This window comes from Azospirillum sp. UENF 211521, assembly GCF_058780535.1.
The window spans coordinates 3,106,350-3,131,218 of record NZ_JBSNCF010000001.1 but is presented as its reverse complement, the minus strand read 5'-3'; the positions used below and the strand labels follow the sequence as shown (position 1 = coordinate 3,131,218).

The following is a 24,869-nucleotide window of genomic DNA, read 5'->3' as shown; positions in this document are numbered from 1 at the left end:
TGGATTCCATGGTGCTCATCGTGTCGGGGCTGCGATCCAAACAAATTCGGAGCGTATTGCCGAAATAGCCATCATCATTTCGAGGCGGAAGAGGGCCTTTGGTCCTATGGCGCACCACCTATGGCATGCCGTCGCACCCAAAACGGGTGCCCCGAACGCCGAAACGCCGGCCGCGGGATGGCGCGGCCGGCGTTTCGGGTGCCGGGAAGCAGAACCGCAGGAAGGCGTCAGACCGCGCCGGCGCTGACCCCGGCGGCTTCCGCCGCCTGATCGCCGATGCCGTTGTTGAGCGCCCAGATGGCCGCCTGGGTGCGGTTGGAGGCGTTGATCTTGCGCAGCAGGCTCTTCAGATGGACCTTCACCGTGGCCTCCGTGATGTGGAGGTGGTTGGCGATCATCTTGTTGGAGTTGCCGTTCAGCAGGCAGCGCAGGATCTGGATCTCGCGCTGGGACAGGCCCTTGCGGCGCGCCGGGACCTCGGTCGCCAGCTCTTCGCTGCGGCCGTTGATCAGCAGCTCGGCGAGGTGGGTGGGGAACACCTTCTCGCCCATCATCACCAGCTTCAGCGACTGCATCAGCGCTTCGCAGGCGATGTCCTTCATCAGGTAGCCGTGGGCGCCGGCGCCGAGCGCGCCCGACAGGCGGCGGGTGCACAGGTCGGTGGTCAGGATGACGACGCGGATGCCGGGGTGGCCGTCGCGCAGGGCGCGGAGCTGGTCGGCCTCGTCCTCGCCGCCGTTGATGAGATCGATGAGGACCAGGTCGGGCTGGGTGCCCGCCGCCTCGACCGCGGGGACGCCCTCGCGCAGGGTGCCGGCCTCGCCCATCACCTTGAAGGGCGTGTTCTCGAACAGACGCTTCATGCCTTCGCGGAAGAGCTTGTTCGCGTCGATCAGGAAAACGTTCACGGGGTCCATTGTTCCTACCCGCCCTCTGTTTGTTTCAATTCGGTCGTTCGTCTGGCGCCTCCGTGGACATCCGGTCCGGGGGGAGGGCCGCTCTCCGCGGCTGTCCGTTTGGTTCCGGGGTGCCACGATCTGATTGGACATTACCTCGGATTTGCGGAACAGAAAATTTCCCCAAAGGAAAAATTATGTCTCGCAATGGGCATATGCCCTAAGCCGAAATAAGACAAACCGTCCAAGGAACCGTTCATGAATGTTCCAGGTGGAATAATCAATCGGTCCTGAATTCGGTCCAGCCTGTGATTTGTCTGTGACTGCGGGTGATTCTTGGGCTCCTATGGCCGATGTGACTTCGGGCGATTGTGATAAGACAGGCGCTATGGTGTCGGACATAGGGCGGGTCGCCTCTGTCTCGGTCCATGGGCCTAGTCCCATGCCGATCGGCGGAGCCCCCCGGCCGTTCCGTCGAGGGAAGGGGTTCGATGCGCCGGGGGGCGTGCTATATACGGTGTCCTCTTTCGATGAAGGGCGTCTCCCGACCGCGGGGGAGCCCGCCCAGGAACTCCGGTGCCGCATGTCCGATCCCTACGCCTACGACGATCCGCTGGGCCATGATCCCCTCAGCCACGCGGGCGCCCCGGCCCCCGCGCCGGCGCAGCGTTTCGCCTATCTGGACGGGCTGAACCCCGTGCAGCGCGAGGCGGTCGAGGCCATGGACGGTCCGGTTCTGGTGCTGGCCGGCGCCGGCACCGGCAAGACTTCGCGTTCTCACCACCCGGCTGGCCCATCTGCTGATGACGCGCCGCGCCGCCGCCTTCCAGATCCTGGCGGTGACCTTCACCAACAAGGCCGCCCGCGAGATGCGCGAGCGCGTCGCCCATCTGGTGGGGATCGAGCCGGAGGGCTGGTGGCTGGGCACCTTTCACGCCCTGGCCGCGCGCATCCTGCGCCGCCACGCGGAGCTGGTGGGGCTGAAGTCCAACTTCACCATCCTCGACACCGACGACCAGATCCGCCTGATCAAGCAGCTCCTGGAGGCGGCGAACGTCGATTCCAAGAAGTGGCCGGCGCGGCAGGTGCTGGGCGTGATCGAGCGCTGGAAGGACCGCGGGCTGACCCCGGACCGGCTGAACGAGGGCGACGGCGGCGACGTGGCGGGCGGGCGCGTGGTGGCGCTCTACCGCGCCTACCAGGAGCGGCTGCGCACGCTGAACGCCTGCGACTTCGGCGATCTGCTGCTGCACAACATCACGCTGTTCCAGAAGCACCCCGACGTGCTGGCGGAATACCACCGCAAGTTCAAGTACATCCTGGTCGATGAGTATCAGGACACCAACGTCGCCCAGTATCTGTGGCTGCGCATCCTCTCGCAGGCCCACAAGAACATCTGCTGCGTCGGCGACGAGGACCAGTCGATCTACGCCTGGCGCGGCGCCGAGATCGGCAACATCCTGCGCTTCGAGGCGGACTTCCCGGGTGCCACCGTCATCAAGCTGGAGCAGAACTACCGCTCCACCGGGCACATCCTGTCCGCGGCCTCCGGCCTGATCGCCAACAACAAGGGGCGGCTGGGCAAGACGCTGTGGACCCAGGCGGACGGCGGCGAGCCGGTGCGCGTGCGCGGCGTCTGGGACGGCGAAGAGGAGGCCCGCTGGGTCGGCGACGAGATCGAGGCGCTGCAGCGCCAGGGCGTCTCGCTCGCCCAGATCGCCGTGCTGGTCCGCGCCGGCTTCCAAACCCGCGAGTTCGAGGAGCGCTTCATCACGCTGGGCCTGCCCTACCGGGTGATCGGCGGCCCGCGCTTCTACGAGCGTCAGGAGATTCGCGACGCGATGGCCTATCTGCGCGTCGTCAACTCGCCCGACGACGATCTGGCCTTCGAGCGCATCGTCAACGTGCCCAAGCGCGGCGTCGGGCCGGCGGCCCTGCAATGCCTCTATCAGGCGGCGCGCTCGCGCGGGATGCCGCTGACCGAGGCCGGCTGGGCGCTGACCGAGACGGACGAGCTGAAGCCCAAGGTGCGCGGCGTGATGCGCAACCTGCTGCAGGACTTCTTCCGCTGGCGCACCCTGTCGGCGACCATGCCGCACACCGAACTGGCCCGGATGATCCTGGACGAGTCGGGCTACACCCGCATGTGGCAGGAGGACAAGACGCCCGAGGCGCCGGGCCGGCTGGAGAACCTCAAGGAACTCATCACCGCCATGGCGGAGTTCGAGAACCTGCCCGGCTTCCTGGAGCATGTCGCCCTGGTCATGGAGAACGCCGAGGCCGCGGGCGTCGATCAGGTCACGGTGATGACCCTGCACGGCGCCAAGGGGCTGGAGTTCGACATGGTCTTCCTGCCCGGCTGGGAGGAGGGCGTGTTCCCCAACCAGCGCGCGCTGGACGAGACCGGCATCGCCGGGCTGGAGGAGGAGCGCCGCCTCGCCTATGTCGGGCTGACCCGGGCGCGCAAGCGGGCCTACATCAGCCACGCCGCCAACCGGCGCCTCTACGGCAGCTGGGTCAGCGCCATCCCCTCCCGCTTCGTCGAGGAGATTCCCGGCGGCGACGTCGAGGCGGAGGCGGCGAGCGGCCTTTATCCGGGCGGCAATGCTGGGGGCGGTTTCGGTGGGGGCGGGAGCTTCCGCGATTCGTCGAGCTACGCCGCCTTCCGCGCCGGCCAGCAGGCGGCGGGTCGGCAGCAGCCCCCGTCGCCGCGCACCATCACGCTCGACAGCGGGTCCTATCAGGTCGCTCCGCGCGCCCGCCCGAACGCGCCCTTCCCGAAGGGGGCGCGGGTGTTCCACCAGAAATTCGGCTACGGCACCGTCACGGCGGTCGACCAGGACAAGCTGGAGATCGACTTCGACCAGGCCGGCAGCAAGAAGGTGATGGACAGCTTCGTGGTGCCGGCGGAGAAGGCGGGCTGAGGATCAGGGGGCGCTGAAGGCAGGGTGACCGATTGCCGCAGCGCTCCGCTGCGGTGACGATCGTCACAGGTCGGGCGTCCGGGTTCGGCTACTGGTTGTGCACAGACATCGTGCCCACAGCCGCCCCAACAGCCACGGAACCCGCCCAGTGTTTGGCAAGAGCAGCACCGCGTTCGAGGTCCAGATCCGCCGCGAGGGGCGCTGGACCATCGAAGGGACCTACGACGACGAGCGCCGGGCCTTGGCCTCCGCCCGCAGTTGGCTGGCGGTCAGCGGGGTTGAGGAGGTCAAGGCCATCAAGTTCCGCTCGCTGGCCGGGCTGTCGCTGGAGACGGTGATCTTCCAGAAGGCCGTTCCGGTGGTGAAGGACAAGCCGATGACGCTGGGCGGCACGGCGGAGGGCGCGCCCTACTGCACGGCCCCCGGCGATCTCTACGGGTTCGAGTCGCGGGTGGTCACCGGCCGGCTGCTGCGCCCCTTCCTCGACAAGTTCCGCATCACCCCGACCGAGCTTCTCCATTCCTGGACCTACCTGCGAAAGCTTGACGAGCAGGGACTGCTGCTCGGCGCGGCGCTCCAGGCGGTGGCCCGCCACCACGCGGACCGCCATGGCGTCGCCGTGCCGGCGCGGGCGCGCGAGTTGCGGTCCCTCGCCGATGTGGTGATGGCGCGCGCCCGTGACTTCCAGGCGGAGCGCAAGGCCCTGCCGGCCTTCAACTCCGCCGATCTGTCCCGCTCCAGCCGCGCCCTTGCCGCCGCGGTGGGGGAGGAGGGGCACGACTTCGCCTTCCTCAGCCAGCTCACGTTTCATCTGGCCGACCGCAATTCGCTGGCCGGCAAGCTGGAGATGCTGCTCGACCTGATCGGGCCGGAGGTCGAGCCGCGGCACCTCGCCCTGCTCGACGGGGTGATGGCCGACACGCTGGGCTCCGCCGAGCTGGTGAAGGAGCTTCTCGGTGCGCAGCCGAACCTCGCCCTGGGGCTGTGCGCGCTGGCCGACCTGATCCTGGGCCGCGACCCGCAGCCGAAGAGCGAGCCGGTGAGCCCGCTGCTGGCCCATGTCGGCGCGCTGATCGTCCAGGGGCGCGCGCCGTGCTGCCGCGCCGTCCTGCTGGAGCGCATCCAGCACTCGCTGAACGGCACCCAGCCGCTCGACCGCCGCGACCCGAGGAAGGAGGCGCTGCTGGCCGACCATCTCGCCACCCACCTGCGCGATCCGCAGGGGCGCCTGCTCGGCGGCGCCGAGGTGGAGAAGGCGCTGGCCCGCCGCCTCATCCGCCACCGTCAGGCCATCCTGCGCGAGCAGGGGATGCACGACATCGCGGACCGGCTGTCGGGGCGGTGACCCCGCCGGCTTCGCCTCACGACGCCGGCGGCGACCAGGGCAGTTCGGTCCGCGGCCTGTCCCGGCGCAGCGCCTCGTAGATCTCCACGCCCTTCTCGCGGTCCGTCTCGCACAGCATCATCAGCACGTCGGAGTCGGCGCTGGCCGAGGTGCAGATCTTCGAATCCCGGGTGCAGGTCGGCCGCGGGGGCGGCGCCAGCCAGTATCCGGGTTGAGCCTTCCGCGCCGCCTCCCAAAAGGCCGTCGTCAGCTTGGTGCTTTCCGCCTCGCTGCCGTCGTTGCGCACCGTGAACAGCGGCGAGTGCACGCTGCTCGAGAACAGGCCCGAACCGGTCATCTGGGCCACGCAGAAGCGTTCGCGCACCGGCGCGGCCGGCAGGACCGGCGCATCGGCGTACACGGCACCCGGCGGCAGGGCCGGGGTCGTGCTGATGATCGGGCCGACGATCAGCTCGCGCGGCTCGCGGGCGCGCCACAGCTTGACCAGCACGCTCTGCCCGCTGGGCACCACGCCCAGAACGCGGCGCATCTGCATCACATCATCCACCGCGACGCCGCGCACCTCCAGGATCACGTCGCCACCGCGGATGCCCGACAGCTCGGCCGCCTTGCCCGGGACCAGCGCCGTCACCACCAGGCCGCGCGGCGACTCCAGCCCCAAGGCCTGCGTCAGATGGGGTGTCAACGGACCCACAGCCGCTCCCATCGCCCCCTGCGGTTCGCTCGCCGGTGCCGCGGCGGGAGCGGCCGTGCCGGCCACCGCTCCGCCGATGCCATTGGGGCCGGTGGTGACGGTCGTCGCCGGTGCGGAGCCCGCACCCGCCACCGTGCCGCCACCCTCCGCGCAGCTCTGTTCCGCCATGACCTGACGCACCGCCTTGATGTTGACCACCACCGCCTCGCGGTACGCCGGGTCCACAGTGGGCAGTTGGTCAATGTAGCCTTTCTGGAGCGACGCCAGGGCTTGGCAGCCCGTGCCCCGGTAGGAGGGGACCATATCGGCCACCAGCGACGCCTCCGACCGCATGCTCGCCGCGTTCATCGCTCCGATCGCCAGCCCGGCCGGATCGAGCGCGCAGCCCGACACCATCGCCGCCCCGGAAACCGCCACCAGCGCGGGCATCCATGCCCTGGCCGCTTTGCTAACGCGCTGCATCAAGCCCGTCTCCCCCGTCTCGCTCTTGCGGAACCCCTGATCCGCTTGTCTCCGGTTGCAGTGTGCCCGCTCAAAAGTGGTAAGAAAAGCGGCGGCAAGCCTGTGCCGTGCTTTCGTCGGCCAAAACGTCGCACCTTGCGGTCGATCCAGCCCGACGGACCCTTTTCCGGATGCGGCGGCCCTGTGCGGCGATGGAGCCGTGCGTCCGGCCGCAGGAAATCTTTGTGTCGCCGCGTCTCTGTGGTTAAGTCTCCCACCAGACAACGACCACCCCATCATCGGCGACCCTCCCATGTCCTCCTCCAAGCTCTGGCGCATCGCGCTCGTCATTCCCGAAGCCCACGCCCCCGCGTTCGCCGAGGCGATTGGCGATCACGCCGACGCGGTGTCCACCTTCGAGCTGGAGGAGCACGGCGACTGGCTGGTCGAGGCGACGGTCTACGGGCAGCCGGACGAGCCGCGGCTGAACGCCCGCGTCGCCGTGCTGGCCGAGGCCGTGGGCATCCCCGAGCCGAAGCTGATCGTCGAGGAGCTGCCGCTCATCGACTGGGTGTCGCACAGCTACCAGGGCTTCCCGCCGATCCAGGCCGGGCGCTTCTTCGTCCACGGCTCCCACCATGAGGGCATCGTCCCGGCGGGCAGCATCCCGCTGCTGGTCGACGCCGCCACCGCCTTCGGCACGGGCGAGCACGGCTCGACCAAGGGCTGCCTGATGGCGCTGGACCGGCTGGCCCGCCGCATGAGCCTGCCGCACGCCGGTCGGGGCGGGGCGCTCGACATGGGCTGCGGTTCGGGCATCCTGGCGCTGGCGGTGACCAAGCGCTGGCGGGTGCCGGTCACCGCCGTGGACATCGACCCGGAGGCGGTGCGCGTCACCCGCGTCAACGCCGCGCTCAACGGGGTGAAGGCCCGCATCCGCTCGCAGGGCGGCGACGGTTACCACACCGCCATCGTGGGCAAGCACAAGCCCTACCGCCTGATCACCGCCAATATCCTGGCCCGTCCGCTGGCCCGCATGGCGCCGAAGCTCAAGCGCCATCTGCAGCGCGGCGGCGTCGCCATCCTGGCCGGCCTGCTGAACCGGCAGGAGCGCCACGTCATCCAGGCGCACCGCACCCAGGGCCTGCATCTGGTCGCGCGCATCCCGGTCGGCGAATGGACCACCCTTGTGGTGAAGCGCCCGAAGCGGACGGCCGTAAAGGGCTGATGCCCCTGGATTTCGGTCCTCCCGTCGCCATTTCCTTTCGGACGTATGGACGACCCGCGGAGGACCGATGCTGAACCGGATCAGGGCGCTGTTCCAGGAGAACGACCCCGGCGACGACCGCCACAGGCTGGAGGCCGCCGCCGCCGCCCTTCTGGTCGAGGCCGCACGCACCGACAACACCATTTCCCAGGCGGAGCGCGAGCGCATCCTCGACGTCACCCGCCGCCACTTCAAGCTGAGCGAGGAGGAGGCGCAGGACCTGCTGTCCGCCGCCGTGTTCGACACGGAGGGCGCCTCGCCCTACTACCGCTACGTCACGGTGATCAACGACCACTGCCCGCCGGACAAGCGGCTGTGGATCATCGAGATGCTGTGGGAGGTCGCTTACGCCGACGGCGAGCTGAACGACCTGGAATCAAACCTGCTGCGCCGCATCGGCGGCCTGTTGCATGTGCCCGACGTCGACCGCGGTCTCGCGCGCAAGCGCGTGCTGGAACGGCTGGGCCTGCCCGACGATTCGGGGCTGTAAGGCGTCCCGCCGGGGGCTTCGCGCGGCTATGCCCTTTCCCGCGCTTGCGCGGTGGGGCGTCCCTGCCTAGCCTGTCGCGGACGGCTTCACCGGATGAGGATCAGCCCCCGTGTCCAGCGCTTACCGCGGCGACGAAACCCTGGCGCAGCTCTTGGCCCAGGCGGGCCTGCCCCACACCCCCGCGGACATCCGCAGCCTCGTCGCCGGGGTGCTCGCCGCGCCGGAGGGGGAGGACCCCGACGGCTGGATGGTCCTGGTCGGAGCGCGGCTTCCGGAGGACCTCGCCGGGCAGCTCCGCGCCCTGAAGGCCGACCTTGCTGACGGTCGCGTCGCAAGCGCGCCGGATTACGCCGCCCGCATCGCCGCCCTGCGCGGCGTCCTGGCGCGCGCCGACATCGACGGCTTCATCGTGCCGCGCGGCGACGAGCATCAGGGCGAGTATGTGCCGCCGCGCGCCCAGCGCCTCGCCTGGCTGACCGGCTTCACCGGATCGGCCGGCCACGCCGTCGTCGGGCGCCAGCGCGCCGCCGTCTTCGTGGACGGGCGCTACACCCTCCAGGTCCAGACGGAGGTGTCGGGCGATCTCTACGAATACCGGCATCTGGTCGACGACCCGCTGACCGAGTGGGTGGGAGAGGCGCTGCCGCAGGGCGGGCGCCTCGGCTACGACCCGTGGCTGCACACCGCCGGCTGGGTGGAGCGCACCCGCCAGCAGCTGGAGCGCATCGGCCTGTCGCTGGTGCCCTGCCCGGACAACCCGGTGGACCGCGTGTGGACCGACCAGCCGCCGCCCCCGCTGGCCCCGGTGGTCGCCCAAGACCTCGTCTTCGCCGGGGACAGCGCCGCCGACAAGCGCGCCCGCCTCGCCGGCGACCTGGCGCGCAACGGCATCGGCGCCGTGGTGCTGACCCAGCCCGATTCCATCGCGTGGCTGCTCAACCTGCGCGGCGCGGACGTGCCCTGCACGCCGCTGCCGCTGTCCTTCGCGATCCTGAAGGACGACGCGCAGGTGGACCTGTTCATCGACCGCCGCAAGCTGGCGCCGGGCGTCGAGGCCCATCTCGGCAACCAGGTCGCCGTGCGCGCGCCGGACGAGCTGGGCGCCGCGCTCGACGGGCTGGGCCGTGAAGGACGCAAGGTGATGGCCGACCCGGCCAGCACCTCGGCCTGGATCTTCGACCGGCTGCACATGGCCGGCGCCAAGCTGGAGCGCGACCCCGATCCCTGCGCCCTGCCCAAGGCCTGCAAGAACGAGGCGGAGCTGGCCGGCACCCGCGCCGCCCACGCCCGCGACGGCGCGGCGCTCGTCCGCTTCCTGCACTGGCTGTCGCAGGAGGCGCCGTCGGGCGCGGTGACGGAGATCGCGGCGGCGGACCGGCTGCTGGCCTTCCGCCGCGCCAACGACCGCTTCCGCGGCCTCAGCTTCGACACGATCTCCGGGGCGGGGCCGAACGGCGCCATCGTCCATTACCGGGTGTCGGAGGCGACCGACCGCCGGCTGGAGCCGGGCAGCCTGTTCCTGCTGGACAGCGGGGCCCAGTATCAGGACGGCACCACCGACGTGACGCGCACCATCGCCATCGGCGCGCCGACCCCGGAGATGCGCGAGCGCTTCACGCTGGTCCTCAAGGGCCACATCGCCGTCAGCACGGCGCGATTCCCGCGCGGCACCACCGGGTCGCAGCTCGACACGCTGGCGCGCCTGCCACTGTGGTCGCTGGGACTCGACTACGACCACGGCACCGGCCACGGGGTGGGCAGCTACCTGTCGGTGCACGAGGGGCCGCAGCGGATCTCCAAGGTGCCGAACAGCGTCGCGCTGCAGCCCGGCATGATCCTGTCCAACGAGCCCGGCTACTACAAGACCGGCGCCTACGGCATCCGCATCGAGAACCTGATCGTCGTCCAGCCGCTCGACCTGCCGATGGCGGAGCGGCCCATGCTGGGGTTCGAGGTGCTGACCCTGGCCCCCATCGACCGCAATCTGGTCGAGCCGGCGCTGCTGACCCAGGCGGAGATCGCCTGGCTGAACGCCTACCACAACCAGGTGCGCGAGGCGCTGGAGCCGCGGCTCGCGGGTGAGGGGGATGCCGCCGTGATGCAATGGTTGAGGCAGGCGACCTCCCCGATCATCGTCTGATGGAAATGGCCCGGAGTGGACCATTGGGCGCGGGTGGACGGCGTGAAAGGCGAGAATCAGCCCGTGCGTTCGCCTGTGAATTCTGGCAAGGTCCCCACCCGGCGCAGGGGCATGCCTGTTCGGACCGCCGCGAAATTCGGCGGACTTGGTAACCCGATATTTACGGGCGTAGGTCACTGTGGCCGTGAGGGATGACTTTTCGGCAGACTTAAGGCATCACAGTCGGACCAGATCGACCCCGGCGCACGCCATGCCGCGCCGGGCGGCTGAACGCCGGGCCGGTGCCCAGCAACGGAAGAATGCGGAGACGCGTAGATGAAGATCCTTGTCGTCGATGACTACGCCACCATGCGGCGCATCGTGCGGAACCTCCTGACCCAGATCGGCTACACGGACATCGACGAGGCCGGCGACGGCGTCTCGGCCCTGCAGAAGCTGCGCGAGAGCAAGTTCGGCCTCATCATTTCCGACTGGAACATGGAGCCGATGACCGGTCTGCAGCTCCTCAAGGAGATCCGCGCCGACGCCAAGCTCGCTTCGACCCCGTTCATCATGGTCACCGCCGAGAGCAAGACCGAGAACGTGATCGCCGCCAAGCAGGCCGGTGTGAACAACTACATCGTGAAGCCTTTCAACGCCGATACCCTGAAGCAGAAGATCCAGGCCGTCATCGGCGGGTAAGGAGTGGTTGGGTTGGATCAGCTTCCGCAGCTTTCCGAGGAAGAGTTCGACCAGATCGAGGAAGCGATCGCCCGCACGACCAAGGGGCGAGCCTTCCTGCGCCGCTTCCACCGCCGAGCCCATGGGGCCGCGGCGGAGGAGGTGCGCAAGATGCTGCTGGAGTTCCGCAGCTCCTGGCATCAGCAGAGCGAGGTGGTGGAAGCCTCCAAGCACGTCGAGGTGCTGCGGCGCGAGCTGATGGAGATGGCTGCCTCCATCGAGCAGGCGCGGCGCGAGGTCGCGGCCCTGCGTCCGCCCGACGCCGGCGGCGACAAGATCATATCGGCGACCAACGAGCTGGACGCCATCGTCATCTCCACCGAACGCGCGTCCTTCGAGATCCTGAACGCCGCCGAGCGGCTGATGGACCTGTCGGGCAAGCTGAAGGCGGAGGGCGCCGACCCCGGCCTGTGCTCCGAGATCGAGGGGGAGGTGACCAACATCTTCACCGCCTGCTCGTTCCAGGACCTGACCGGCCAGCGCACCAGCAAGGTGGTCAACGCGCTGCGCTACATCGAGCAGCGCGTCAACGCGATGATCAACATCTGGGGCGTCGAGAAGCTCGCCGGCCTCCAGGTCGCGCCCGAGAACACGGACACCCGGCCGGACGCCCATCTGCTGAACGGTCCCCAGCTCGACGGCCTCGGCGTCAGCCAAGCCGACGTGGACAGCATGTTCGACAGCCCGGCGATGGCGGCACCGCCCCCGCCGCCGGCTCCCGAACCGCCGCCCGCTCCGTCTCCTGCCGACGCCCCGGCGGCGGCCCAGGCCGGAGCCAAGGCGAGTCAGGCCGACATCGACAGCCTGTTCGACAGCCCGGCTCCAGCTCCGGCAAAGGCCAGCCAGGCCGACATCGACAGCCTGTTCGACAGTCCGGCCCCCGCTCCGGCCGCGGCTCCGCCGCCACCCGCTCCGGCTGCGGCCCCCGCCGCGAAGAAGCCGGTGCCGAAGCCCGCCTCGGCGGCCAAGCCCGCTCCGAAGCCGGCCGCCAAGCCTGCGGCCGCCCCGCCGCCCGCGGCGGACGAGCCTCCGGCGCCGCTGGATCAGGCGGCCATCGACGCGCTGTTCGGCTGACCTCCCGGTCAACAAGACGGTTCGGCGTCGGATTTGTGAAGAGTTGCCGCCGCGCCAGACGGCCGGCGCATTGGGACCTGAAGTTTGCTATGACAATCGTCGCCCGCCGGGTCGATGCCGGCCTTGGCGGGCAGTCCTGACCAGACGGGCCGGCGTGCGCGGATGCCCCGGACGTCCCTTCGGAAAGAGGCGCAGCCCGCATGAGGAATCTCTCGAAACCCTTCATGGCGGAGCTTCAGAAGGCCCGCCGGACCGGCAACCCCTACCAGGGGGTGGTGGATGACGCCGCCGCCCTGGCGCCGGCGCTGGCCTCGCTGCCGTCCGGCCCGGTCACCGTGGACAACAGCGACGTCATCCGCGCCATCAGCGATCTCGGCGCGAAGCTCGACCGCTTCCTGACCATGGACGCCCAGCAGATCGACCAGATCCAGGTCGAGATCGCCGACATCTCGGGCCGCATCAAGGCCACCAAGGTGGAGATGGCGGCGATCCGCCACCCGCTGGCCGGCGACGACAAGTTCGTGCAGGCGTCGCAGGAACTGAACGCCGTCGTCTCGGCGACGGAGGCCGCCACCAACACGATCATGGCCTGCGCCGAGGAGCTGGAGGAGGTCGTTCACGAGCTGAAATCGTCGCTGCCGGAGGGCTACCACGCCGACCGCGTCAACGACATGAACGACGTGATCGTCCGCATCTACGAGGCCTGCAACTTCCAGGACCTGACCGGCCAGCGCATCACCAAGGTCGTCCGCGCCCTGTCCTTCATCGAGGAGCGCGTCGACGCCATGATGAGCCACTGGAACAAGCGCGAGTTCGAGGCGATGCCGTTGCCGCCCACCGTCACCAAGATGGACGAGACGCTGGAGCTGCACGGCCCGGCCGACCATCAGGAGATGGGCAACATCAGCCAGGCCGACATCGACGCCCTGTTCGGCTGATCGGTTCGGCTGACCGGACCCCGCTTCCCGCCTTTCAATCCGGGCGCCCGGCCGCGTCATGGCGGCGAGGTTCGAAATTTGTTCGCCGAAGCGGCTTGCCGCCCCCGCGCCCCGGCGTGCTATATAGGGCCAACTTCGAAAGCATCGCGACGACCATGCCCCGCCGTTTTTCCCGTCTGCCGCTTGCGGCCCTCCTCCTGGCTTCCGCCCTGACCGCCTGCTCCTCGACCAAACCCGAGGACCAGTATGTCGAGCGACCGGCCGAGCAGATCTACCAAGAGGCCGACGCCGCCATGCGGGAGGAGCGGTTCAAGGTGGCCGCCAAGCTCTATGACGAGGTGGAGCGCCAGCACCCCTATTCCGAATGGGCGGGCAAGGCGCAGATCATGGCGGCCTACGCCCATTACCAGGATCTGAAGTACGACGACGCGATCCTGGCGCTCGACCGCTACATCCAGCTCCATCCGGGCAGCCCGGACGTCGCCTACGCCTACTACATGCGGGCGCTGTCCTATTACGAGCAGATCACCGACGTCCGCCGCGACCAGCGCATGACCCGTCTGGCGCTCGATGCGCTGTCGGAGGTCGTGCGCCGCTTCCCGGACAGCCAGTACGCCCGCGACGCCAAGATCAAGATCGACCTGACCAACGACCATCTCGCCGGCAAGGAGATGGAGGTCGGGCGCTTCTATCTGAAGCAGCGCCAGTACACCGCCGCCATCGGCCGGTTCCGCATGGTGATTGAAAACTACCAGACCACCTCCCACGTCCCTGAGGCGCTGCACCGGCTGGTGGAGTGCTATCTGGCGCTGGGAATCACGGACGAGGCGAAGACCGCCGCCGCCGTGCTCGGCCACAACTTCCCCGGCAGCGAATGGTACACGGACAGCTACGCACTGCTGGTGGACGCCAACGTGCGTCCGGAGCGAAACGAGAAGTCCTGGATCAGCAGAGCCTGGAGCTCCCTGTTCTAGGACGATCCATGCTGGCGTCGCTGACGATCCGGGACGTTGTCCTGATCGAACGGCTGGGGCTGGGCTTCCGCAAGGGGCTGTGCGTCCTCACCGGCGAGACCGGCGCGGGCAAGTCGATCCTGCTCGACGCGCTGGGTCTGGCGCTGGGCGCACGGGCCGATTCGGGCCTCGTCCGTCACGGCGCCGATCAGGCGTCGGTGACGGCGGAGTTCGATCTGTCCGGCGACCATCCGGCACTGGCCATCCTCAAGGAGCAGGGACTCGACCCCGAGGAGCGGCTGGTCGTCCGCCGCACCGTCAGCGCCGACGGACGCAGCCGCGCCTGGGTCAACGACCAGGCGGTCGGCGTCGGCCTGCTCAAGCGGCTGGGCGAGGAGCTGGTCGAGGTCCATGGCCAGTTCGACGCCCACGGCCTGCTGAATCCGCAGACCCATCGCGGCGTGCTGGACGCCTACGCCGGGCTGGCCGCCGAGGCCGCGCAGGTCGCCGCCACCCACCGCGCCTGGAGGCAGGTCGAGGACGCGCGCGCCAACGCCGCCGCCGAGATCGCCCGCGCCCGCTCGGAAGAGGAATATCTTCGCCACGCCGTGGCCGAGCTGGACGCTCTGGCCCCCAAGGCCGGCGAGGAGGAGGAACTGGCCGAGACCCGGGCCGTGCTGATGCACCGGGAGAAGCTGGTCGACGCCCTGAACGCCGCCTATGCGGAGCTGTCGGGCGACCGCGGGGTGGAGCGCGCCCTGTCCTCGGCCATCCGCACGCTGAGCCGCATCGCCGACAAGGCCGCCGGCAAGCTCGACCCGGTCATCGCCGCCCTGGACCGCGCCGCGACCGAGGCGGGGGAGGCCATCGCCGGTCTCCAGGCCGTCTCCTCCGACGTGGACATGGACCCGCAGGCGCTGGAGAAGCTGGAGGAGCGGCTGTTCGCCCTGCGCGCCGCCGCCCGCAAGCACGGGGTGGACGTGGACGCGCTGGCCCCGCTGCGCAAGGACATGGCCGACCGGCTGCTGCTGATCGAGGACCAGGGCGACCTGCTGGCCCGCCTCGCCCGCGAGGCCGAGGTGGCCCGCGACGCCTACCGCAAGGCCGCCGAGTCGCTGAGCCGGGAGCGCCAGCAGGCCGCCGGCCGTCTGGACGCCGCCGTTGCCACGGAACTCGCCCCGCTGAAGCTGGAAAAGGCGAAGTTCCGCACTCTGGTCGAGCCGCTGGCCGACGAATCGAACTGGACCGCCGCCGGCATGGACCGCGTGGCCTTCCAGGTAGCCACCAACCCCGGCTCGCCGCCGGGCGCGCTGAACAAGATCGCGTCGGGCGGCGAGCTGGCGCGCTTCATGCTGGCGCTGAAGGTGGTGCTGGCCCAGACCTCGACCGTCGGCACGCTGGTGTTTGACGAGGTGGACACCGGCATCGGCGGCGCCGTCGCCGCCGCCGTGGGCGAGCGGCTGAAGACGCTCGGGCAGGGGCTCCAGGTCCTGGTGGTCACCCACAGCCCGCAGGTCGCCGCGCGCGGCTCCATCCACCTCAAGGTCCAGAAGTCGGTGAAGGGCGAGCAGGTGACGACCGGCGTGGTCGAGCTGGATGGCGACGACCGCCGCGAAGAGATCGCCCGCATGCTGTCCGGCGCCACCGTCACCGCCGAGGCCCGCGCCGCCGCCGACAGCCTGATCGCCGGGCGCGGGTAGTGGAATGCCTCTATCCCCTCTCCCCTCTGGGGAGAGGGTTAGGGTGAGGGGGTTGCGCTTTTGCCGGACGAACCGCTATGCACACCCCCCTCACCGGCCCTTCGGGCCACCCTCTCCCCTGAGGGTAGAGGGCTAAATCCTCCATCCAGGTCACAGCAATCGCCCGCAGCGGTCATACGGCGGCCACAGCAAAACACGCATAGTCCAGCCTTGCGCGCCCGGCGACGGGCGCCGTTCGCCCAAGAACGAACAAGGTTGGCAAGATGTCGAACAGCTCCGCTTCCGCCGGCAACGTCGTCGTGATCGACAGCGGCCTGTCCTCCGCCTGGAACACGGGCCGGCTGGTCTATCAGTATGACTTCTACGGAAACGACAACGACGTCATGGTCGCCAACGCGAACACGCACGGCGCCCTGGTCACCGCGGAAATCCTGGAGAACGCGCCGGACGTCGGCATCATCGCGCTGAAGGTCATGCCCGACGACGGCAGCGGCGCCAGCGAGGCCAACATCGAGAAGGCCCTGCAGTGGGTCGTCGCCAACGCCGACGCCTACAACATCACGGCGGTGAACCTGTCGCTGGGCGGCGGCGCGCAGACGACCGCGGCCACCACCTCGATTTCCGACGAGCTGGCCGCTCTGGCCGCCAAGCGCGTGCTGACGGTGGCCGCCGCCGGCAACAGCGGCGACGGCGGGGTGTCGCAGAGCGTGTCCAGCTACTCCGCCGACGTGAACCAGATCTGCGTCTCGGCCTCCACCGGCGACGGCGCCTTCCCGTCCTGGGCGCAGCGCAGCCCGACCCTGACCGACGTCTGCGCCGACGGCACCGACGTGCGGATCACCAACCTGTCGGGCGTCACCTACACGGCCAACGGCTCCTCCTTCGCCGCCCCGGCGGTCACCGCGGCGGTGGCGCGGGCGCAGCAGGCCTGGGTGGAGCAGACCGGCACCCGGCTGACCCAGGACGAGTTCCTCGACCTCGCCCGCAGCACCGGCAAGGCCATGGGCACCGCCGGCTATTTCGAGCTGGACACCGACGCCCTGCTGGCCAAGATCGCCCAGTCCGCCCCGGTGGCGACGGCGCAGAGCGCCACGACGATCACCGTCAACGCCTCCGGCGCGCCGGCCGGCGGGGTGAACGCCCATTTCAAGCTGCTGGTCGACGGCAAGACGGTGGGGCAGGCCACGGTGGATTCGGCGGCGAAGGATTTCAGCTTCACCACCAACCTGACCGCCGAGCAGGCGCACAAGGTTCAGGTCCAGTACGACAACGACGGCTTCGTGAACGGCCAGGACCGCAACCTGTTCGTCCACAAGGTCACCATCAACGGCACGGCGCACAGCCCGACCGCCGCCAACGTCACCTATGACAAGGGCGCGCTCGACGGCAAGGACGTGGTCAAAGGCCAGTCGTCCATGTGGTGGGGCGGCACGCTGGTCGTCGATGCCCCGGCGAAGGACTTCCCGGCCCAGAATGTCCCGGTTGGGGCGGCGCCCGCCAACACGACCATCACGGTCAACGCCTCCGGCGCGCCGGCCGGCGGGGTGAACGCCCATTTCAACCTGCTGGTGGATGGCCAGAAGGTCGGCGAGGGCATGGCCGGCACCGCGGCCAAGGATTTCACCTTCGCCACCAACCTGACCGCCGACCACGCCCACAAGGTCCAGGTGCAGTACGACAACGACGCCGTGGTGAACGGGCAGGACCGCTCGCTGTTCGTCAATAAGGTCACCATCAACGGCCACGCCGTCGCCCCCACGGCGTCGAACGTCACCTACGACAAGGGCGCGCTCGACGGGAAGGACGTGGTGAAGGGGCAGGCCGGACTGTGGTGGAACGGCACGCTGGTCGTCGATGCCGACAAGTCCTGGTTCCCCTCCACCATCGGGACGGGCGCCACCGGGACGGGCGCCGTGGCGTCGGCCCTTTCCACCGACCATTCCGCGGCCGGCCAGGACACCGTGTGGCAGCATCTCGTCGCCCAGGGTCTGGAGGCGGCGGCCCCGTCGCACGGGGACCACACGACGGCGCTGTACGAGGCCGTCCCGTCGATGGACGCCTACACCCACGCCGCGGCCCTGGCGGAGCACCATTCCGACCCGCTGCATCCGTTCGACGCGGTTTGAGGGCGGGGCCGGTCTGAGGGCGGCCCCCCGTCACGAAGGACCGTTCCGCCTCGTCCTGTGTGGGGTGCTGTCCGGCCGGTGCGCGGTCTTCGCGCGTGCCGGCCGCCCGCTGGCGCCGGTCACGCCGCCACGCGCAGGGACATCATGTGCGACAGGAACTTGTCGAGCGCGGCGCGCAGTTCCTCCGCCGTCCCGGTCAGCCGCGCGGTGGTGTGGAAGGCGTCCTCGACCGACACCATGACCGACCGCGCGCCGTCGGCGAGGTGTCCGGCCTCCTCGGACATGCGCTCGGCGGAACGGCTGGCCTCATGGATGTTCTCGGCGATCTCCCGGGTCGCGTCGTTCTGCTGGCCCATGATGGACAGCACGTCCTGCGAATGGGTGCGCAGCGCCCCGACCACCGTGCCGATGCTGGCGATCTCGTCGCGGGTCCGGCCCGTTGCGCCGTCGATCTCCTGAAGCAGGCGGGTGATGTCCTCCGTCGCTCCGGCGGTCTGCTTGGCGAGCACCTTCACCTCCGCCGCGACCACGGAGAAGCCGCGCCCGGCCTCGCCGGCGCGGGCCGCCTCGATGGTGGCGTTCAGCGCCAGCAGGTTGGTCTGGTTGGCGATGGCGTTGATCAGCTTCAGCGTCCCGCCGATCCGCCCGGCGATCCCGGCCAGCGCGGTGACCGCCTCGGTCGAGCGCTGGGTGGCGGCCTGCGCGTCGTCGACGATGGAGAAGGCGCTTTCCATGCGCGACACCACGCTGTGGTTGGTGGCGGTCAGCTCCTCGGCGGCGGCGGCGATGGCGCGGGCGTTGCTGGCCGTGCCGGACACCGCGCCGGTCAGATGCTCCGTGCGCACGCCGGTGTCCTGGGCGATGCCGCGCACCGCGCCGGTCGCCGCGTTGACCGCCGCCGCCGAGTGGCCGACGGTCTCGATGGCGCCCTGCACCGTGTCCCGGAAATTCTCCGCCAGTTCCACCAGCATCCGGTTGGTCATGGTCATCACGGCGGTGCTGTAGGCGTCGAAGGACAGGTCGAGGTCGAGAAAGATCGCGGTTTCCACCGCCCCCATGATCCTCATGGCCCGCGGCGCGTCGCGGCGGTGGCGCTCGCCGACCAGCGCGCCCAGCCGTCCGAGGACGAGCCGGTAAGCCCCGAAATACCAGCGCGGGTGCAGGCCGATGCGGTAATGCGCTTGGCCCACCGCCTTCACGCGCGTCAGATAGACATCGTCAAAGCTGCCGGAGAACAGGTGCCGCCAGTGGTTGACCTGCGCGTCCTTCAACCGCTCCAGCGACTTCCCGTCCAGGATCTTTCTGAGGTCGGGAATGGCGAGGAGGTGATCGTAGAAGTCCTTGAGGATCACCGGCAGCTGAGGCTCGGCGATGCTCCAGGCTTCCTTCAGAAGCGTCGCCGTTTCACCGCCGATCCGCAGAAAGGAGAGGCGGTCCTGAATGCCGCCTTGAGTACCGCCTTGAATGCCGCCTTGAATGCCGCTGTCCATGGTCTTCGTCTCGTTGTTCTTGGTTGGCGTGCGTTGAGCCGCGGCACGTCCGGGGCTCCTCCCGGCGGATCGCCGCTTGGCCATCACCATGAAGAGAGTATGGGCATGACAGTTTTACCAATTGGTTTCGCGCTCTGTTGCAGCATTGAAAAATGCTGGAGCTATCGAACTGCTTGCTGTCATAAGTGAAAAACAAGGAAATAAGATCATTTCCCGTTATCACTCCTTGCCGTGGTCATAGGAAATACGACCAGTTCTCAAGGCGCTGAAAATCTTTGAAAAGATGGTGCGGAGCGCAGGTGTTCCGTCGTCCGGGGATTTGCCGACGGAACGTTCTAATACTCCTGTATGCGACAAGCGGGCGCAGGCTTATGCCGGTCTCAGGCAGCGCGCTTCCAGGGCTGCCAGCCGCCCAGGCGAAGTCCGATGGCGATGCCGGTGAAGGGAATGCGCAACTCCAGATCGCGGGGCTGGAAGAAGGTCAGGCGTTCCGGCGCGCCGGTGGGGCCGTATTCCAGGCGGGCGCCCTTCGGCTCCTCCGCGAACTCGTCGCTCATCACCTGCCAGATCTCCAGATCGTCCCCGTGGTTGGTGATCTTGTACTGGCCGCAGCGCCAGACCGGGGCCTCGCCCACGCCGCCCTCGACCACCTTCTTGTCGCCGTCCATCTTCACGTCGCCCACCCCGGCGGCGCGGCCCGACATGGACGGCCCCTGGCTTTCGGCACGGAAGCCCAGCCGCAGCCAGGCGGAACGGGTGCGCGGGATCATCCGGCGCAGCAGGCGCGCATCCTCCGTCGCGAATTGGTCGGGATCGTCGTACAGGATGCGGTCAAGCGCCGCGGCGATGACGAATCGATCGTCGATGGTCAGGCTGCCGGCGGTCAGGTTGCCGGGGGTCGCACGGCTGGTCGGCTCGGTCATACAGCACATCCGTTCACGGGCGCCGGCTCATCATACACGCAACCTCAGCACCCCCGCAGCTTTCTAGGTCTGCCCGATGGCGGCGGTTTCAAGGGTGGTGCGCGCGGGATCGAATGCCAGTCCGGCTCAAGGCCGGACTCCACGGCGCGTCCCTGCGGCGCTATGCTGCGCCCCCGGCGGCGCCCGCCGATCCAGCGCCGTCCACACGAGAAGGCACCGAAGAGACCCGCCATGAACGACCTGTTCGACACCCCCGCCGCGCTCCGCAGCATCTCCGTGGAGGAGCTGACGGTGGAGCAGGCGCAGGCGGAACTGGCCGCGCTGGCCCAGGAGATCGCCCACCACGACCGGCTTTACCACCAGCAGGACAAGCCGGAGATTTCCGACGCCGACTATGACGCGCTGGTCCGCCGCAACAACGGGATCGAGGCGCGCTACCCGGAGCTGCGCCGGGCCGACTCGCCGTCGCTGCGCGTCGGCGCCGCCCCGTCGGCGGCCTTCCGCAAGGTGCGGCACGCGCTGCCCATGCTGTCGCTCGGCAACGCCTTCGAGCCGGAGGAGGCGCACGAGTTCGTCGCCCGCGTCCGCCGCTTCCTCGGCCTGTCCGACGACGCGCCGCTGGAGTTCGTGGCCGAGCCGAAGATCGACGGGCTGTCCTGCTCGCTGCGCTACGAGAACGGCCGGCTGGTCCTGGCCGCCACCCGCGGCGACGGGACGGAGGGCGAGGACGTGACCGCCAACGTCCGGACCATCAAGGATGTGCCGCAGACCCTGGAGGCGCCGTTCCCCGCCGTCCTGGAGGTGCGCGGCGAGGTCTACATGAACCGCGACGACTTCCTGGCCATGAACCGCGCCTACGCGGAGCGGGGGGAGGACCTGTTCGCCAACCCGCGCAACGCCGCCGCCGGATCGCTGCGCCAGAAGGATTCGACGGTCACCGCGTCGCGGCCGCTCTGCTTCTTCGGCTATGCGTTGGGCGAGCTGTCGGAGCCGATCGCCGACACCCAGTGGGGCATCCGCGAGCGGCTGCGCCATTGGGGCTTCTCGCTGAACCGCCCGGCCAACCTGTGCAACGGCGCCGAGGCGCTGCTGACCCATTACCGCAAGATCGGGGAGGAGCGCTCGGCGCTGCCCTTCGACATCGACGGGGTGGTCTACAAGGTCAACAGCCTGGAGCTTCAGCAGCGGCTGGGCTTCGTCAGCCGGGCGCCGCGCTGGGCCATTGCCCACAAGTTCCCGGCCGAGCAGGCGCAGACCCGGCTGAAGGGCATCACCATCCAGGTCGGCCGCACCGGCGCCCTGACCCCGGTGGCCGAACTGGAGGACATCACCGTCGGCGGCGTGGTGGTCAGCCGCGCCACCCTGCACAACGAGGACGAGATCGCCCGCAAGGACGTCCGCATCGGCGATCTGGTGACCGTCCAGCGGGCCGGCGACGTGATCCCGCAGATCGTCGGGGTGGTGGAGGGGCAGCGCCCCGACGACGCTGTGCCCTACGTCTTCCCCGACCATTGCCCGGTCTGCGGCAGCCTCGCCGTGCGCGAGCCGGACGAGGCGGTGCGCCGCTGCACCGGCGGGCTGATCTGCGCCGCCCAGGCCAAGGAGCGGCTGCGCCATTTCGTGTCGCGCAACGCCTACGACATCGAAGGGCTGGGCGAGAAGACCATCGAGGAGTTCTGGGAGGACGGGCTGATCCGCTCCCCCGTGGACATCTTCACGCTGGAGCGCCGGGTGGCGGCGGGCGAGATCGCCATCCTCGGCCGTCCCGGCTGGAAGGAGAAGTCGGTCGAGAACCTGTTCGCCGCGATCAACCAGCGGCGCGAGCGCATCGACCTGCACCGCTTCATCTTCGCGCTGGGCATCCGCCACATCGGCGAGGTGACCGCCAAATCGCTGGCCCGCCATTACGGCTCCATCGACGGCTGGCTGGAGGGGATGGAGCGCGCCGTCGCCACCATGCCGGGCGAGGCGTGGCGCGACCTGCACGCGCTGAACGGGCTCGGCCCGGTGAAGGCCGACGCTCTGCTCGCCTGGTTCGCCGATCCGGAGAACCTGCCGAAGCTGGACTTCTACGCCGGTCAGGAGGCGCTGCGGCTGGACAGCGTCATCAAGCTGCTGGGCATCAAGAAGGTGGACAGCCGGGCCGCCCAGGCGCTGGCCGAGCGCTACGGCGCCTTGGCGGAGTGGAAGGCGGCGATGCTCGCCGCGGTCGGCGCGCAGCCCGGTCCCGGCTGGGGCGAACTGGTCGCCATCCCCGACGTGGGCGAGGTCGCCGCGGAGGAGCTGGCCGGCTTCTTCCAGGAGGAGCGCAACCGCGCCATCATCGACGACCTGCGGGCCACCGGCGTGCGGGTGGCCGACGCCGAGCGCCCGAAGGCGGCCAGCGGCTCCCCCGTCGCCGGCAAGACGGTGGTCTTCACCGGCACCCTGGAGACCATGACCCGCACCGAGGCGAAGACCCGCGCCGAGTCGCTGGGGGCCAAGGTCGCCGGCTCGGTTTCGGCCAAGACCGACTACGTCGTCTGCGGGGCAGACGCGGGCAGCAAGGCCGCCAAGGCACGCGACCTGGGCGTGACCATCCTCAGCGAACAGGAGTGGGCGGAGCTGATCGCCGGCTGAACGCCGTTTGGCCTTGGGGGCGGAAGGGGAGGGTCGGCGCGGCTGAGTGCCGCGTTGACGCCCCTCACCGCTGGTCCCATAAAGGGTCGAAGCCCTAAAAGAAAAACGAGGCGGAGGATCGCTATGGACTCCATTCAATGGTCGCGCTGGATGAGCGTCGGCATCGAAGAACTCGATGAGGATCATCGCGTTCTCGTGGACATCGTCAACAAGCTGGGCACGGACGAGAACCGCGCCTCTCCTGACGTCGTCGAAGCGATCCTCGACGAGCTGATCCATTACACCAAGGATCACTTCGCACGCGAAGAAGCGCACATGGCCCAGGCCAACTACCCGACCTTCGCCGCGCACAAGGCTCTGCACGACAGCCTGACGCGCAACGTCGAATCCTACCGCGAGCGCTTCCACGCCCAGCGCGACACCATCACGGGCGACGCGGTGTTCGAGTTCTGCGCCGACTGGCTGGGCCAGCACATCCTGAAGGAAGACACCCGCTTCGGCGCCTACGCCGCGGAGCAGTGAGTGGTCTCATGTCCCCTCTCCCGTCCCGGGAGAGGGAAGGGGCCCACGCTGGTGGCGTGGGACGGGTGAGGGTGGTGGCAAGGATCAGCCCTTGATCCTCGCACGACCCTCATCCGCCCGTTGCGTGGGCGTCCTCTCCGAAAGCGGGAGAGAGGATTTTGGCGGCGTCAACTCAGGTGAAGTCTTAAAAACACCACATAAAATATTGATATAATTTAATACTTCTACGATTTCGGGAGAGCGGCGCGGACATGAAGTCCTTCCACTCCCGGAAGGGGAGGGGAGTGCGCGCGAGACCCCTCAGGCGCGAGCGCGGAAGGGGAGGGGGGTTGAGAAAAACGAAAATGCCCTCCCCGGAAGGGGAGGGCAGGGGCAAACCCGGCGTGTGAGGTGCGTCTTAGGCGACGGCGAGCCGCTCGGTCGCGTGCCAGACGGCGCCCGGCAGAGCCGTGCTCGGCGGGGTCTCGTAGCACCAGGCGCTGGTGTCGGCGAACAGAGCGCGCAGCAGCAGGTTGTTCAGGGCGTGGCCGGAGCGGACGCCGTGGAAGTGGCCGACGAACATCGCGCCAGCCAGATAGAGGTCGCCAACGGCGTCCAGGATCTTGTGGCGCACGAACTCGTCGTCGAAGCGCAGGCCGCCCTCGTTCATCACCTCGTCGCCGGAGATGACCACCGCGTTGTCCAGCGAGCCGCCGCGGGCGAGGCCCATCTTGCGCAGGCCCTCGACCTCGTGCAGGAAGCCGAAGGTGCGGGCGGCGCTGATCTCGTCGCGGAAGGTCTCGGCGTCCAGCTCGACCTCGTGGCTCTGCTGGGCGATCGCCTTGCTGGCGAAGTCGATCTCGAAGCTGAAGCCCGTGGTGTGGTCCGGCGTGAAGGTGGCGCTCTTGTTGCCCTCGGTCACGGTGACCGGCTTCAGGATGCGGATGGCGCGGCGCGGCGCGTTCTGCGACACGGTGCCGACGCGCTCGATGGCCTCCACGAAGGGGGCGGCGCTGCCGTCCATGATCGGCACCTCGATGTTGTCCAGCGCGACCACGGCGTTGTCCACGCCGCAGCCGGCCAGCGCCGACATCAGATGCTCGATGGTGCCGATGGTGGTGCCGTGGGCGTTGCCGATGACCGTGCACAGCTTGGTGTCGACCACATGGTCCCAGCGCGCCGGGATCACCGCGGCGGGGCCGCTGAGATCGGTGCGCCGGAAGACGATGCCGCTGTTCGGCTCGGCCGGGGAAATCGTCAGGGTGACCGTCGCGCCCGTATGCAGCCCGACGCCCGAGCAACGCACCGGCTTCGCCAGGGTACGCTGCAGCATGCCTTCGGTCTTGATGCGATTCTGAGCCACGGTGTCTGTCCCGCTACAATCTTGGTCTTTGTGCGATCGGTCCGCGACTTGCCGCCGGTCTCCCTTGGGAGGGGCGGGTCAGCGCTTATGACCACATATGCTAGGTATCACTGCCCCCTGTGGACGACAAATCACTCTTTGTTACCGTTTGTTGCAGGGCGGTAGAGCGTCGTCGCCGGGCGCGAACCGGGGCGCTCCCCAGACACGAAAAGACCGCCCCCGGAGCGTTCTTGCGAAGCTCTGGAGGCGGTTGAAGTCTAACAGG

General features: G+C 69.1%; 17 protein-coding genes and 1 pseudogene. 13 read left to right on the top strand and 5 right to left on the bottom strand.

The annotated features are described in order from the left end of the window. Positions 1–227 precede the first annotated feature (227 nt). Complete coding sequence (locus tag ACWPN5_RS14685; RefSeq protein ID WP_145681494.1) at positions 228–917, bottom strand: LuxR C-terminal-related transcriptional regulator; 690 nt, start codon at positions 915–917, stop codon at positions 228–230. 562 nt (positions 918–1,479) lie between these two features. Between ACWPN5_RS14685 and ACWPN5_RS14680 the strand changes: the two are divergent. Next, a pseudogene (locus ACWPN5_RS14680) lies at positions 1,480–3,820 on the top strand (ATP-dependent helicase). Between the two features lie 148 nt (positions 3,821–3,968). Beyond that, on the top strand, positions 3,969–5,165 hold the full coding sequence (locus ACWPN5_RS14675; protein ID WP_492296017.1) for a hypothetical protein: 1,197 nt from the start codon (positions 3,969–3,971) through the stop codon (positions 5,163–5,165). A 16-nt stretch (positions 5,166–5,181) separates the two neighbouring features. Here the strand turns inward: ACWPN5_RS14675 and ACWPN5_RS14670 are convergent, their stop codons facing one another. After that, positions 5,182–6,321: a PDZ domain-containing protein gene (locus ACWPN5_RS14670; protein ID WP_200477176.1), complete on the bottom strand. Its 1,140-nt coding sequence runs from the start codon at positions 6,319–6,321 to the stop codon at positions 5,182–5,184. A 292-nt stretch (positions 6,322–6,613) separates the two neighbouring features. On the opposite strand from ACWPN5_RS14670, the gene ACWPN5_RS14665 reads away from it, so the two are divergent. From ACWPN5_RS14665 to ACWPN5_RS14625, 9 genes are all read left to right on the top strand, one after another. Beyond that, positions 6,614–7,528, top strand: a complete 915-nt coding sequence (locus tag ACWPN5_RS14665) for a 50S ribosomal protein L11 methyltransferase (RefSeq protein WP_145681498.1) — start codon at positions 6,614–6,616, stop codon at positions 7,526–7,528. 67 nt (positions 7,529–7,595) lie between these two features. Next, entirely contained in the window at positions 7,596–8,057 is a 462-nt protein-coding gene (locus ACWPN5_RS14660) for a tellurite resistance TerB family protein (RefSeq protein WP_114859802.1), read from the top strand. Between the two features lie 109 nt (positions 8,058–8,166). Continuing rightward, positions 8,167–10,197, top strand: coding sequence for an aminopeptidase P family protein (locus tag ACWPN5_RS14655; RefSeq protein ID WP_492296014.1), 2,031 nt, complete (start codon positions 8,167–8,169; stop codon positions 10,195–10,197). 315 nt (positions 10,198–10,512) lie between these two features. After that, positions 10,513–10,878 (top strand): chemotaxis response regulator CheY, encoded by a 366-nt coding sequence (locus tag ACWPN5_RS14650; protein ID WP_014241240.1) that lies wholly within the window; start codon positions 10,513–10,515, stop codon positions 10,876–10,878. A 3-nt stretch (positions 10,879–10,881) separates the two neighbouring features. Further along, the gene (locus tag ACWPN5_RS14645) at positions 10,882–11,991 is read left to right on the top strand and encodes a protein phosphatase CheZ (RefSeq protein WP_145681500.1); all 1,110 of its coding nucleotides are present in this window, start codon (positions 10,882–10,884) and stop codon (positions 11,989–11,991) included. 200 nt (positions 11,992–12,191) lie between these two features. Continuing rightward, a complete protein-coding gene (locus ACWPN5_RS14640) occupies positions 12,192–12,929 on the top strand; it encodes a protein phosphatase CheZ (RefSeq protein WP_200477178.1) in 738 nt (245 codons plus the stop codon). 155 nt (positions 12,930–13,084) lie between these two features. Continuing rightward, positions 13,085–13,903, top strand: a complete 819-nt coding sequence (locus ACWPN5_RS14635) for an outer membrane protein assembly factor BamD (protein ID WP_145681502.1) — start codon at positions 13,085–13,087, stop codon at positions 13,901–13,903. A gap of 8 nt (positions 13,904–13,911) precedes the next feature. Continuing rightward, positions 13,912–15,582, top strand: coding sequence for a DNA repair protein RecN (gene recN, locus ACWPN5_RS14630; RefSeq protein ID WP_492296011.1), 1,671 nt, complete (start codon positions 13,912–13,914; stop codon positions 15,580–15,582). A 263-nt stretch (positions 15,583–15,845) separates the two neighbouring features. After that, entirely contained in the window at positions 15,846–17,708 is a 1,863-nt protein-coding gene (locus tag ACWPN5_RS14625) for a carbohydrate-binding domain-containing protein (RefSeq protein ID WP_247888162.1), read from the top strand. Between the two features lie 119 nt (positions 17,709–17,827). On the opposite strand, the gene ACWPN5_RS14620 is transcribed toward ACWPN5_RS14625, so the two are convergent. Both ACWPN5_RS14620 and ACWPN5_RS14615 read right to left on the bottom strand, forming a co-directional pair. Beyond that, the gene (locus ACWPN5_RS14620; protein ID WP_200477179.1) at positions 17,828–19,198 is read right to left on the bottom strand and encodes a globin-coupled sensor protein; all 1,371 of its coding nucleotides are present in this window, start codon (positions 19,196–19,198) and stop codon (positions 17,828–17,830) included. A 380-nt stretch (positions 19,199–19,578) separates the two neighbouring features. After that, on the bottom strand, positions 19,579–20,121 hold the full coding sequence (locus ACWPN5_RS14615; RefSeq protein WP_145681505.1) for a hypothetical protein: 543 nt from the start codon (positions 20,119–20,121) through the stop codon (positions 19,579–19,581). 231 nt (positions 20,122–20,352) lie between these two features. On the opposite strand from ACWPN5_RS14615, the gene ligA reads away from it, so the two are divergent. Both ligA and ACWPN5_RS14605 read left to right on the top strand, forming a co-directional pair. Then, positions 20,353–22,740: an NAD-dependent DNA ligase LigA gene (ligA, locus tag ACWPN5_RS14610; RefSeq protein ID WP_492296008.1), complete on the top strand. Its 2,388-nt coding sequence runs from the start codon at positions 20,353–20,355 to the stop codon at positions 22,738–22,740. A 123-nt stretch (positions 22,741–22,863) separates the two neighbouring features. Next, entirely contained in the window at positions 22,864–23,262 is a 399-nt protein-coding gene (locus ACWPN5_RS14605; RefSeq protein ID WP_492296006.1) for a bacteriohemerythrin, read from the top strand. Between the two features lie 397 nt (positions 23,263–23,659). On the opposite strand, the gene lpxC is transcribed toward ACWPN5_RS14605, so the two are convergent. After that, positions 23,660–24,604 carry a UDP-3-O-acyl-N-acetylglucosamine deacetylase gene (gene lpxC / locus ACWPN5_RS14600; protein ID WP_145681508.1) on the bottom strand — a complete coding sequence of 315 codons (945 nt, stop codon included), beginning with the start codon at positions 24,602–24,604 and terminating at the stop codon, positions 23,660–23,662. Positions 24,605–24,869 lie beyond the last annotated feature (265 nt).